10 protein-coding genes are annotated in these 12,730 nt (G+C 48.0%); all 10 read left to right on the forward strand.

Features of this window, described 5'->3' with window-relative positions; genetic code table 11:
* The first annotated feature begins 9 nt into the window (after positions 1-9).
* On the forward strand, positions 10-1,884 hold the full coding sequence (locus AC4E8B_RS09695; RefSeq protein ID WP_490218538.1) for a hypothetical protein: 1,875 nt from the start codon (positions 10-12) through the stop codon (positions 1,882-1,884).
* Complete coding sequence (locus tag AC4E8B_RS09700; protein ID WP_490218540.1) at positions 1,881-2,177, forward strand: EscU/YscU/HrcU family type III secretion system export apparatus switch protein; 297 nt, start codon at positions 1,881-1,883, stop codon at positions 2,175-2,177. The genes AC4E8B_RS09695 and AC4E8B_RS09700 overlap by 4 nt, the downstream gene beginning before the upstream one ends.
* Positions 2,178-2,533: 356 nt before the next feature.
* A complete protein-coding gene (sucC, locus tag AC4E8B_RS09705) occupies positions 2,534-3,694 on the forward strand; it encodes an ADP-forming succinate--CoA ligase subunit beta (RefSeq protein WP_490218542.1) in 1,161 nt (386 codons plus the stop codon).
* 16 nt (positions 3,695-3,710) lie between these two features.
* Positions 3,711-4,613 carry a succinate--CoA ligase subunit alpha gene (gene sucD, locus AC4E8B_RS09710; protein WP_490218544.1) on the forward strand — a complete coding sequence of 301 codons (903 nt, stop codon included), beginning with the start codon at positions 3,711-3,713 and terminating at the stop codon, positions 4,611-4,613.
* A 96-nt stretch (positions 4,614-4,709) separates the two neighbouring features.
* Positions 4,710-5,555: a DNA-processing protein DprA gene (dprA, locus tag AC4E8B_RS09715; protein ID WP_490218546.1), complete on the forward strand. Its 846-nt coding sequence runs from the start codon at positions 4,710-4,712 to the stop codon at positions 5,553-5,555.
* Positions 5,556-6,031: 476 nt separating this feature from the next.
* Positions 6,032-8,107: a type I DNA topoisomerase gene (gene topA, locus AC4E8B_RS09720; RefSeq protein ID WP_490218547.1), complete on the forward strand. Its 2,076-nt coding sequence runs from the start codon at positions 6,032-6,034 to the stop codon at positions 8,105-8,107.
* Between the two features lie 231 nt (positions 8,108-8,338).
* Complete coding sequence (gene trmFO / locus AC4E8B_RS09725) at positions 8,339-9,646, forward strand: FADH(2)-oxidizing methylenetetrahydrofolate--tRNA-(uracil(54)-C(5))-methyltransferase TrmFO (RefSeq protein WP_490218549.1); 1,308 nt, start codon at positions 8,339-8,341, stop codon at positions 9,644-9,646.
* Positions 9,647-9,708: 62 nt separating this feature from the next.
* Positions 9,709-10,611: a tyrosine recombinase XerC gene (gene xerC / locus AC4E8B_RS09730; protein ID WP_490218551.1), complete on the forward strand. Its 903-nt coding sequence runs from the start codon at positions 9,709-9,711 to the stop codon at positions 10,609-10,611.
* Between the two features lie 22 nt (positions 10,612-10,633).
* A complete protein-coding gene (hslV, locus tag AC4E8B_RS09735; protein ID WP_490218553.1) occupies positions 10,634-11,176 on the forward strand; it encodes an ATP-dependent protease subunit HslV in 543 nt (180 codons plus the stop codon).
* Between the two features lie 96 nt (positions 11,177-11,272).
* Positions 11,273-12,679 carry an ATP-dependent protease ATPase subunit HslU gene (gene hslU, locus AC4E8B_RS09740; protein WP_490218555.1) on the forward strand — a complete coding sequence of 469 codons (1,407 nt, stop codon included), beginning with the start codon at positions 11,273-11,275 and terminating at the stop codon, positions 12,677-12,679.
* The last annotated feature ends 51 nt before the right edge of the window (positions 12,680-12,730 follow it).

Consider the following 12,730-nt stretch of genomic DNA (forward strand, 5'->3'; position numbering starts at 1 on the left):
TGAAGAAACATGGAGCCGCTGAATATTGTCAGTTCAATACTGCAAGGGAGGGGCGGTGCCCCTAAGCCGCTTGCTTTAAGCCCCGGGCAGATTGTCAGCGCAAAGGTCGTCAAGCTTCATCCCAATCAGACGGCAGAGGTTTTGATTGGAGGGCAAAAGGTGATAGCCCAGATTGAAACCGCGCTGTCGGTAAATGAGCGTTATTGGCTGCAGGTTATGCCGGGTGATGGTGCTCCGCGCCTGAAGCTGCTGCCGGGTGCTGATGCATCAAAAGGAATGAACCCGGAAGAAGCGCTGCTTAATAAGCTTTCCATTGCAGCTACAAAGACGAATGCCGGCCTTATTTCTTTTATGGTCAAGGAGCAGCTGCCAATCACAAAAGAAGGCCTCGGTGCGGTTTCAGACTGGCTTGGCGGCAGCCGGCCGTCACAGGATCAGCTTGAAGCAATCAAGCAGGCTTTGGCGAGGCAGCTGCCGTTATCCGGCAAGGTACTGGATTCACTGATGGCAGTACAGGGAGGAAAGCCGATGCCGGCCCTTCTCACAGAGCTTGCGGATCTATTAGATCAGCCCGGGGTGAAAGATGCTGGAAAAGCTCTCCTTCACCAGGTGAAAGACCTGGGCGCTTCCCTTAAGGTGAAGCAGGGGGAAGAAACACTCGCTTTCCTGGCGAAAGAATGGATGGGAAGCCAGGACGGGAAGAGGGCCGAGGGAGCCATGCGGCTTCTGGAGGCGGCCGGTGCCCTGCCAAAAGGGCTGGGGGAGCCTCAGCTGCTTCAGCGCATACTGCAGTCCGCCGGCCAGTCCGGCAGGCTCTCAGGAGGACTGGAAGACGTGTTAAAGGCATTTGCCGGCCGTCTGCAGGTGAATGCGCCTGTATTCTTGAACGAACCGGCGGAGGGGGCAGGGAGGCCGGAAAATGGACAGCCTGGCTCTCTGGCTTATCAGAATAGGGAGGGGCAGGCTTCGAATCGCCCTGCTGAAGCCTCTCACCAGTCCGGTCAAGCGGCGGCATGGAAGACACAGCTTTTTGCAGCGCTGGGCAGCGGACGGATGAAGCCGGCAGAAGCAATCCAGCTTTTGCGTATTTTGCATCCGCAAATGCCTGACATAGATCGGGTGGCCGAAAACATCAGCTTGTTGGCTGAAGGAGCTGAAGAAGGTCAGGGGGACAAAACGGCAGACGCCCGGCCTGCCCTGCTGGCTGAAATATCTGCAAAAGCAGCCCAGGCTGCCGGAGCCGGTGACGGGCTGCTGCAAACCAGGCTTGCGCATATCCTGAAAAGCCTGGGCTATTCACATGATCATGCGGCGCTCAGCTTCCTGTCGGGAGGGGATGACAGCTCCATTAAACATGAATCACTCAAAATGCTGCTCATGCAGTTCCTGAAGGAAGATTACCCTATCCAGCATAAAGAGATAGCAGAGCAGTTATTGAACAAACTTACCGGACACCAGCTATTTTCTCAGGAAACAGGTCCGCTGCAGCAGTATATATTCCAGCTCCCTGTGCCGCTGTGGAACAGGACAGCGGAAATGACCATGCAGTGGAGCGGAAGGAAGCTCGCTGATGGACAGATCGACCCTGCCTATTGCCGCGTCATTTTTTACCTGGACTTGGATCACTTAAAGGAAACGGCAGTCGATGTCCAGGTCCAGAACAGAATCGTGCAGATAAAGGTTTTTAACGGGGACAGCCAGATCAAGGAATGGGCAGCCCCTTTTATAGGCGGGCTGAAAAAAGGCCTGGAAGCGCTGGATTACCGGCTCTCGTCGGTGGCTTTTGAAAAAAGCGGCGGGGTCCAAGGGCCAACGAAAGGCCCGGCGCAATTCCGGCCACTGCCAGAATCAGGGAAATACAGCGGAGTTGATTTTAAAATATGAAACAGAATGACCGGATCATCAGGAAGGAAGCGGTCGCCCTATCCTATAAAGAAGGGCATGACGCACCAAGGGTTACGGCCAAGGGCAAAGGGCTGAAAGCCGAAAATATCCTCGAAAAAGCGAAAGAACATAATATTCCCATTGAGGAAGATCCTTCGCTGGTCGAATTGCTCGGGAAGCTGAACATCGATGAAAATATCCCGGAAGAGCTTTATCAGGCAGTGGCAGAAATCTTTGCCTTTGTCTATAAAGCAGACAGGCGGGCAGGGGAGAACAGCAGGGGACAGGTATGACAGCCTGTCCTGCAGCTTGCCGGCTTACGTCCGGGAAACCCCGCGGATGGACATGGAAGGACTGCAAAGAAGGGTGACATCCGCACAATAGGCTTTTTCTTATTCAGGGCGGCCGTGAATGTGCCTGAGCCCGGCTTCCGCAGCCATGATTTACTTGCATTAATTCTATGCTGCAAAAATAATTTCCGGATGAAATAAAATGAAAACGCTTTAATATAAAGGGCTTTTTATAGATAAAAATTTTAAAATTTTTAAAGAAATATAATATTTAAGTCATAACTGTAGACAAGGTTGGACTCATTTTATAAAATGAAAGCGCAGTCTATTTTTTGAAGAGTTTGATAGGAGGATGGGAAATGAATATTCATGAGTACCAGGGAAAAGAAGTCCTCAGAAAATACGGGGTAACGGTTCCGAATGGAAAAGTCGCTTTTACAGTTGAAGAAGCGGTAGAAGCTGCCAAAGAACTTGGCACAGAGGTAGTTGTAGTTAAAGCGCAGATCCATGCCGGCGGACGCGGAAAAGCGGGCGGCGTCAAGGTTGCGAAAAACCTCGATGAAGTACGTACATATGCATCCGAGATCCTGGGGAAAACACTGGTGACGCACCAGACAGGCCCTGAAGGGAAAGAAGTGAAGCGCCTCCTGATTGAAGAAGGCTGTGATATCCAGAAAGAATATTATGTCGGCCTTGTGCTTGACCGTGCGACTTCCCGCGTGGTTTTAATGGCGTCTGAAGAAGGCGGCACGGAAATTGAAGAAGTTGCTGAACAAACACCTGAAAAGATTTTCAAGGAAGAAATCGATCCGGTTATCGGCCTGACAGCTTTCCAGGCGCGCCGCATCGCTTTCAATATCAATATTCCCGGCAAGCTTGTCAACCAGGCAGTAAAGTTCATGCTTGCGCTTTATAATGCCTATATTGAGAAGGACTGCTCTATTGCAGAAATCAATCCGCTCGTCGTCACAGGCGATGGCAAGGTAATCGCACTTGATGCAAAGCTTAATTTTGATTCCAATGCCCTTTACCGCCAGAAGGATATTCTGGAGTACCGTGATTTGGAAGAAGAAGATCCAAAAGAAATCGAAGCTTCAAAATTTGACCTCAGCTACATCTCCCTTGACGGGAACATCGGATGCATGGTCAACGGCGCCGGCCTTGCGATGGCGACAATGGATATTGTCAAGCATTACGGCGGAGACCCGGCCAACTTCCTTGACGTTGGGGGCGGAGCGACAGCAGAGAAGGTAACAGAAGCATTCAAAATCATCCTTTCTGATCCGAAAGTAAAAGGAATCTTTGTCAATATCTTCGGCGGAATCATGAAATGCGATGTCATTGCAGAAGGCGTCGTAGAGGCTGCAAAACAGGTCGGCCTGAAAGTGCCGCTTGTGGTTCGCCTTGAAGGCACGAACGTAGACCTTGGCAAAAAGATTCTCGCAGAATCCGATATTGATATTATCGCAGCGGATTCCATGAGTGACGGGGCAGAAAAAATCGTTTCACTAGTAGGTTAAGAAAGGGGAATTTGACGTGAGTGTATTTATTAATAAAGATACAAAAGTAATAGTTCAAGGGATTACAGGTTCAACAGCCCTTTTCCATACAAAGCAGATGCTGGAATACGGCACACAGATCGTCGGGGGTACAACTCCAGGCAAAGGCGGCATGGAAGTGGAAGGGCTCCCTGTTTTCAATACAGTTCAAGAAGCTGTTAAAGAAACAGGAGCAACTGCCTCTGTCATCTATGTTCCGGCACCTTTTGCGGCAGATGCCATCCTGGAGGCGGTTGACGCTGAGCTGGACCTTGCCATCTGTATCACAGAGCATATCCCTGTTCTTGATATGGTAAAGGTAAAACGTTATATGGAAGGCAAGAAGACCCGCCTGGTCGGCCCGAACTGCCCTGGTGTCATCACGCCCGACGAATGCAAAATCGGCATCATGCCAGGATATATCCATACCAAAGGACATGTCGGCGTGGTATCCCGCTCCGGTACATTGACATATGAAGCCGTCCATCAGCTTACACAAGCTGGAATCGGCCAGTCCACAGCAGTCGGAATCGGCGGCGACCCGGTCAACGGGACAAACTTCATCGATGTTTTGAATGCATTCAATGAAGATCCGGAAACGAAAGCGGTCATCATGATCGGTGAAATCGGCGGAACTGCTGAAGAAGAAGCAGCTGAATGGGTGAAAGCCAATATGACTAAGCCTGTAGTCGGCTTTATCGGCGGCCGTACAGCACCTCCAGGGAAACGCATGGGCCATGCCGGCGCCATCATCTCAGGAGGAAAAGGAACTGCTGATGAAAAGATCCGTGTTATGAATGAATGCGGAATCCAGGTAGCAGACACTCCATCCGTAATGGGTGAAACACTGATTAAGGTCCTGAAAGAAAAAGGCCTTTACGACGAATGCAAAACTCACTAATGATATAATGGCTTTCCGGTCCCCTTGCTTCAAGGGGACTATTTCTCCTTCTTTCAACTCCCCTAAAAAAAAATATCCCTATCAGGAGGTCCCCCGATGGACGAATTTAAGCTTAAATTTATCTGCCTTCATCACAAAAGTTCCTGGAGCAGCATGTATCACTTCCTAAAGAAAGATCCCCACTTAAAAACTTCCCTGTTGGCAGCCTTCTCAGACCGCGACCCCAAACTCTTATTCCCGAATAAAAGCAGCCTGGAGGAAACAATAGACAAAATCAGCATATACGAAAAAAAAGGAATCCACTGCATTACAATCTTCGATCCGGAATATCCGCAGCTTCTTAAGGAAATTTATCAGCCTCCCTGGGTCTTATATGCAAAAGGCGACATCAGCTTTTTGCAGATAGATCCAAAGCTTGCTGTCGTAGGCTCCAGGCAGATGACAGGATACGGCAGAAGCGCCATCAGAAAAATTTTTCCTGACTTGATGGGAAGTGGTGTGCTCATTGTAAGCGGACTGGCAGCCGGAGTGGATGCCGAGGCGCATGAAGCGGCCCTTTTTCTCGGCGGCAGGACGATAGGGGTAATTGCCGGCGGCCTTAATCATATTTACCCGAAAGCTAATGAAAAGCTGGCCAGAAAGATGATGGAAGAACAGCTTGTCATTTCAGAATATCCGCCGGATGCGAGGCCGGACAGATGGCAGTTCCCGATGAGAAACAGGATCATCAGCGGGCTTTCCCAAGGGACTTTTATAATAGAAGCAAAAAGCAAGAGCGGATCGCTGATTACGGCAAACTACGCTTTAAATGAGGGCAGGGATGTGTTTGCTTTGCCAGGCAGCATATTCAGTCCGGCATCCGCAGGCACGAATGAATTGATTCAGCAGGGTGCAAAACTGATTGCAGATGCAGGAGAAATACTTGAAGAATTGAATCTTTAAGGGAAAAGTGAATGATTTAGACGCAGTTATTTTTTTAAGATAAGGCATAAAAACCTGCTGTTGGATTGTATAATTCATCACAGTTGATTTTTGCTAAGAAATACTGAAATTAGAAAATTTATATCAAAAAGGTTGAAATTATTTAAAATCTGTTATACATTGTGCAACAGACGCAATGTAAAGACTGCAAAACAGGATGAAACCGTTTGCGTGCCGGCCAGGTATGTTTTTTTACCGGAACCATGCCGAGCAAGCTGCTTGCGGCTATCAAAGATTTGACAACGAATAGCAGCATGGACAATAATAGTGGAATATTTCACCCTGCTGGATGGCAGGATCATAAAAAATTTAAAATGTAAGCTGCAGCGGCTGTGCTTCTGCAGAATATCACACAGAGAAATATAATAAATCCAGTGCCGCCAGCATACATAAGATAAGCAGGCGGCCAATCTTATCCCTCTTAAGGAGGACGTGTAATGGCAGATTATTTAGTGATCGTTGAGTCGCCGGCAAAGGCGAAGACGATTGAAAGATACTTGGGAAAAAAATATAAAGTAAGAGCATCGATGGGGCATATAAGGGATCTACCGAAAAGCCAAATGGGCGTTGATGTTGATAATCGTTTTGAACCAAAATATATTACGATCCGCGGAAAAGGCCCTGTTTTAAAAGAGCTTAAAACAGCTGCAAAGAAAGCCAAGAAAATCTATCTGGCGGCTGACCCGGATCGCGAAGGGGAAGCCATTGCCTGGCATTTGGCGCACAGCCTCGACATGGATGTCCATTCTGACTGCCGTGTGGTTTTCAATGAAATCACAAAGGATGCCATTAAAGAATCATTCAAAACTCCCCGGCCGATTAATATGGATCTTGTGGATGCCCAGCAGGCGCGGAGGATCCTGGACAGGCTCGTTGGCTATAATATAAGCCCGTTATTATGGAAGAAAGTGAAAAAAGGATTGAGCGCCGGAAGGGTCCAGTCAGTGGCAGTCCGGCTGATCATCGACCGGGAGAAGGAAATCAAAGCATTTATCCCTGAAGAATACTGGTCGATCGATGGTGAATTCCTGAAAGGGAAGTCGGTGTTTGAAGCGTCCTTCTTCAGTGCGCAGGGACAGAAGACGGATCTGAAATCAGAACAGGATGTCAAAGAGATCCTCAGTATGATGAAGGGGAACAAGTTCACTGTTGCCTCCGTCTCGAAGAAGGAACGGAAACGGAATCCGGCTGCACCTTTCACAACCTCTTCCCTGCAGCAGGAAGCAGCCCGGAAATTAAACTTCAGGGCCAAGAAAACGATGATGCTTGCCCAGCAGCTGTATGAGGGAATGGATCTTGGATCGGAAGGGACTGTCGGTCTCATCACCTATATGAGAACAGACTCCACCCGAATTTCTGAAATCGCACAGACTGAGGCCGCAGGCTATATCACAGAGTCTTATGGCCAGGAATATCTTCCCGGGGAGAAAAAGAAAGAAACGAAGAAATCCAATGCACAGGATGCGCATGAAGCAATCAGGCCGACAAGCACTCTGCGCGAGCCGGCAAGCCTTAAAGAATTTTTATCAAGAGACCAGCTGCGCCTGTATAAGCTTATATGGGAACGTTTTGTGGCAAGCCAGATGGCATCCGCAATCATGGATACGATGAGCGTGGATCTGAAGAACGGGGAAGTTGTCTTCCGTGCAACTGGCTCAAAAGTAAAGTTTCCCGGCTTTATGAAAGTTTATGTTGAAGGCAGCGACGATCAGGCTGAAGAAAAAGATAATATGCTCCCCGACCTGAAGGAAGGCGACGAGGTCCTGAAAAAGGACATCGAGCCGAAGCAGCATTTCACCCAGCCGCCGCCCCGCTATACAGAGGCAAGGCTTGTCAAGACGCTGGAAGAGCTCGGAATCGGAAGGCCGTCAACCTTTGCACCGACACTGGATACGATTCAGAAACGCGGCTATGTAGCGCTGGATAATAAACGCTTCATTCCTACAGAACTTGGAGAAATAGTCCTTGAACTGATTCTCGAGTTTTTCCCGGAAATACTGGATGTTGAGTTTACGGCCAAGATGGAGCAGGATCTGGATGATGTCGAAGACGGCAAAGAGGATTGGAAGAATATCATAGAAGAATTCTACAAAGATTTCGAGAAGCATCTGGACAAAGCCGAAAAAGAGATGCAGGAAGTAGAAATCAAGGATGAACCCGCAGGTGAAGATTGTGAAAAATGCGGGCATGAGATGGTCTACAAAATGGGGCGCTACGGCAAATTTATGGCCTGCTCCAATTTCCCTGAATGCAGGAACACAAAAGCGATTGTGAAAGAAATCGGTGTGAAATGCCCGAACTGCAAAGAAGGGAATATAATAGAAAGAAAAAGCAAAAAACGCCGCATTTTCTACGGCTGCGACCGGTTCCCGGAATGCGAATTCATTTCATGGGATAAGCCGCTTGCTAGACAGTGTCCTAAATGCGATAATGTCCTGGTTGAGAAAAAGCTTAAAAAGGGCGTCCAGGTTCAATGCATTGAATGTGACTACAAGGAAGAAAAGCAAGGCTAAGGGTGGGCTTCATGCTCACTCTTTTCTGTTTCGCGGAAAGAACTGGAAATGCAAGGCATGAAACTTTTTTATTTTTCATACGTATTGTACAATGCAGATTGGATATGAATGAACGCCGTCCATTTTGGGAACAAATTTAAAGATTGGACAGGCCCTTTGAAAAAGATAAGAAATCCGGCTGGATCAATAAACCGGTTTAACTATTCATAAGTATACCTGGAGGTTCGTAAAATGAAAGAAGCAGCAATCAATGTTATCGGCGCGGGGCTCGCCGGAAGTGAAGCAGCCTGGCAGATCGCGAAAAGGGGATTAAAGGTAAATTTGTATGAAATGAGGCCTGTTAAGCAGACGCCTGCCCATCATACTGATAAATTTGCCGAGCTGGTCTGCAGCAATTCACTCCGGGCCAATAATCTGACAAATGCAGTCGGCGTACTGAAAGAGGAAATGAGGATGCTTGACTCTGTTATCATCCAGTCGGCCGATGCCTGTGCTGTGCCCGCCGGGGGAGCATTGGCTGTCGACCGCCATGAGTTTGCCGGCAGGGTGACAGAACAGGTCAGAAACCATCCGAATGTAATCGTGATGAATGAAGAGGTGACTGAAATCCCAGAGGGAATCACTGTCATTGCAACCGGTCCTTTGACAAGTGAGTCACTGTCCAGGCAGCTGAAGGAGCTGACAGGCGAGGATCATTTATATTTTTATGACGCAGCTGCGCCGATCATCGAAAAAGACAGCATCAACATGGATAAAGCTTACCTTAAATCAAGATATGATAAAGGGGAAGCAGCTTATATCAACTGTCCGATGACGGAAGAAGAATTTGAAACATTCTATAACGCCCTTATCAGTGCTGAGACGGTTCCATTAAAAGAATTCGAAAAGGAAATCTTCTTTGAAGGATGCATGCCGATCGAGGTTATGGCAAACAGGGGGAAGAAGACCATGCTGTTCGGGCCCATGAAGCCGGTAGGCCTGGAAGACCCGCGTACAGGCAAGCGTCCATATGCAGTTGTCCAGCTGAGGCAGGATGATGCAGCAGGAACTCTATATAATATAGTAGGTTTCCAAACGCATTTGAAATGGGGCCCGCAAAAGGAAGTGCTGAGGCTGATTCCTGGTCTGGAAGAAGCTGAGATTGTACGCTATGGCGTCATGCACCGCAATACCTTCATCAACTCGCCGAAAGTACTGGAGGCAACTTATCAGTTCAGGAACCGCGGCGGCCTGTTCTTTGCCGGGCAGATGACAGGTGTCGAAGGATATGTGGAATCAGCAGCAAGCGGCCTGATCGCAGGCATCAACGCAGCCAGGCTGGCAGAGGGCAAAGAACTCCTGGAATTCCCACATGAAACTGCAATCGGCAGCATGGCAAGATATATCACGACAACAAACTCTAAAAACTTCCAGCCGATGAATGCCAATTTCGGCCTGTTCCCTGAATTGCCGGCTAAGATCAAAGGCAAACAGGAGCGCAATGAACAGCATGCAAACAGAGCGCTGGAAACAATTCAGAACTTTATGAAAAATTTGTAAATTTTATTGCATGAGCTATTAAATTGTGATACTATTTAGTAGCTCTTGTGAGGTGAATCATTTTGAGCCCAAATGTGAACGATTCGTTACAATCATTTATTGAATATTTACAAATAGAAAGAAATTATTCACAATATACTATTGAACACTACCAGCATGATATTAAAGATTTTTTCTTGTTCATGTCTGAACAAGCCATTCAATCAGTTAATGATGTTGAATATTTTGATGTCAGGCTTTATTTGACCAAGTTATACGACCAAAAGCTTTCCAGGAAATCGGCAGCCCGAAAAATATCCAGTCTCAGAAGCTTTTATAAGTTTCTGGCAAGAGAGAAACTGGCAAATGACAATCCTTTTTCTGCCGTTTCGCTTCCGAAGCTGGAAAAAAGGCTGCCTGAATTTTTTTATGAAGAAGAACTGAACTGCCTTTTTGAAAGCTGTGAAACAGATAGTCCCCTTGGGAAAAGGAATAAGGCTCTCCTTGAACTTCTGTATGCCACAGGCATGCGTGTCAGCGAATGCAGCCAGATCAGCCTGAAGGACATCGATATGGCTTCATCCACTGTGCTGGTGCACGGGAAGGGGCAGAAGGACAGATATATCCCTTTCGGAAGCTTCGCGCAGGATGCATTGGATCTGTACATAACTGAAGGCAGAAAAGATCTGTTAACAGGCAGGGAAAGCCATGACAGGCTATTTGTCAATTTCCGGGGCGGCCCCTTGACACCGCGGGGCATCCGGGAAATATTAAATAAAATGATCCAGAAATCTTCTTTGGAAGGCACTATTCACCCGCATATGCTTCGGCACTCCTTTGCTACGCACCTTTTGTCAAATGGTGCAGATATGAGGACTGTACAGGAGCTCCTGGGGCATGCCTTCCTTTCATCCACCCAGGTATATACACATGTTACAAATGAATATTTGCGCAAAACCTATTTGAACACCCACCCGCGGGCATAAGCTCCAAAAGGAGGAATAATCAATGTCTCAATTTCATGCTACAACTATTTTTGCCGTACAGCATAACGGGAAGTGCGCCATGGCAGGCGATGGCCAGGTCACGTTCGGAAACGCTGTCGTCATGAAGCATACAGCAAGAAAAGTCAGGAAATTGTTCAACGGAAAAGTGATTGCAGGCTTCGCAGGATCGGTTGCGGATGCATTCACACTGTTCGAATTGTTTGAAAGCAGGCTTGAGGAGTATAATGGCAATCTGCAGAGAGCTGCCGTGGAGCTTGCGAAAGAGTGGAGAAGCGATAAGGTCCTCAGGAAGCTCGAAGCCATGCTCATTGTCATGAACGAATCAGATATTCTTCTCATTTCCGGTACCGGGGAAGTAATCGAACCTGATGACGGCATTCTGGCAATCGGTTCAGGCGGCAATTATGCATTGGCTGCAGGCAGGTCCCTGAAGAAATACGCGGGGGAACACCTGTCAGCTAAGGAAATTGCCAGATCATCCCTTGAGGTTGCTGCTGAAATCTGTGTATATACCAACGAAAATATCATTGTGGAAGAGCTGTAGAAGGCTGCGCCCCGTCCGCGGGGCAGGAGCCCGGAATTTGAGGCTGCCGCCAAAGGCAAGATTGTCTTGGCCGGCTAATACAAAGGAGTGCTGAATATGAGTCTAAGTACAAATTTAACACCCAGACAAATAGTTGAACGGCTTGACCAATATATCATTGGACAGAATGATGCAAAAAAAGCAGTGGCAGTTGCTTTGAGGAACCGCTACCGCCGCGGTCTGCTCGGGGAAGCCATCCGTGATGAAATCAGCCCGAAAAATATCCTTATGATCGGTCCAACCGGGGTTGGGAAAACGGAAATCGCCCGCCGGATGGCTAAACTTGTCGGAGCTCCATTTGTAAAGGTTGAGGCAACGAAATTTACAGAGGTCGGCTATGTCGGGCGTGATGTTGAATCCATGGTGCGTGACCTGGTCGAAACATCCGTCCGCCTCATTAAGGAAGAAAAGATGCAGAGTGTGAAGGAAAGGGCGGAAGATAATGCGAATCGCCGCATAGTCGATCTGCTTGTCCCTTCCGGCAAAAAAACAGCTTCCTACAAAAATCCGCTCGAAATGCTGTTTGGCGGCGGAAGCGGCCAGCAGGAGCAGGAAAATGAAACGGCAGAGGACTACAGCCTTTCAGAAAAGCGGAAAATCGCCAGGGAAAAGCTTGCCATGGGCGAGCTTGAGAACGAATCGATCACCGTCGAGGTCGAAGAGCAGCAGCCATCCATGTTTGATATGCTTCAAGGCTCCGGCATGGAGCAGATGGGCATGAACATGCAGGATGCCCTGAGCGGCCTTATGCCAAAGAAAAGGAAGAAGCGCAAGCTGACTGTCCGGGAAGCGCGCAAAATCCTGTCGAATGAAGAAGCCCATAAGCTGATCGATATGGATGAAGTTACCCAGGAGGCTGTCTTCAGGGCAGAGCAGAGCGGCATCATTTTCATTGACGAAATTGATAAGATTGCCAGCAAATCAGGCGGAGGCTCGAATGCCGATGTGTCGAGGGAAGGTGTCCAGCGTGATATCCTGCCTGTTGTCGAAGGCTCAACGGTCGTAACGAAATACGGCTCTGTCAAAACTGATCATGTCCTTTTCATGGCAGCAGGGGCTTTCCACATCGCAAAGCCGTCTGACTTGATCCCTGAGCTCCAGGGGAGGTTCCCGATCCGCGTGGAGCTGACAAAGCTGACAGTTGAAGACTTTTATAAAATCCTGGTTGAGCCTGATAATGCACTCACCAAACAATATACTGCATTATTGGAAACAGAAGGTATACAAATTGAATTTTCTGACGATGCTATTCGTAGAATTGCTGAAGTGGCATACGAAGTTAATCAAAATACAGACAATATCGGCGCAAGAAGACTTCATACCATCCTTGAAAAGCTTCTCGAGGATCTGTCTTTCGAAGCACCGGAGATTACAATGGGCAAGGTGACCATCACACCTCAGTATGTAGAGGAAAAACTTGGCGCCATCTCCCGCAATAAAGACCTGAGCCAGTTCATCTTATAGTTTTAACAAAAAGGTGTAAGGGTACAACAAACACATACGTACCCAAGCCTT

Source organism: Bacillus sp. SRL543 (assembly GCF_984799205.1).

Excerpts from the sequence above, each read along its gene's own strand:
- AC4E8B_RS09695 (WP_490218538.1), top strand. The coding sequence starts at position 10 with ATGGAGCCGCTGAATATTGTCAGTTCAATACTGCAAGGGAGGGGCGGT.
- AC4E8B_RS09700 (WP_490218540.1), top strand. The coding sequence starts at position 1,881 with ATGAAACAGAATGACCGGATCATCAGGAAGGAAGCGGTCGCCCTATCC.
- sucC (WP_490218542.1), top strand. The coding sequence starts at position 2,534 with ATGAATATTCATGAGTACCAGGGAAAAGAAGTCCTCAGAAAATACGGG.
- dprA (WP_490218546.1), top strand. The coding sequence starts at position 4,710 with ATGGACGAATTTAAGCTTAAATTTATCTGCCTTCATCACAAAAGTTCC.
- topA (WP_490218547.1), top strand. The coding sequence starts at position 6,032 with ATGGCAGATTATTTAGTGATCGTTGAGTCGCCGGCAAAGGCGAAGACG.
- trmFO (WP_490218549.1), top strand. The coding sequence starts at position 8,339 with ATGAAAGAAGCAGCAATCAATGTTATCGGCGCGGGGCTCGCCGGAAGT.
- hslV (WP_490218553.1), top strand. The coding sequence starts at position 10,634 with ATGTCTCAATTTCATGCTACAACTATTTTTGCCGTACAGCATAACGGG.
- hslU (WP_490218555.1), top strand. The coding sequence starts at position 11,273 with ATGAGTCTAAGTACAAATTTAACACCCAGACAAATAGTTGAACGGCTT.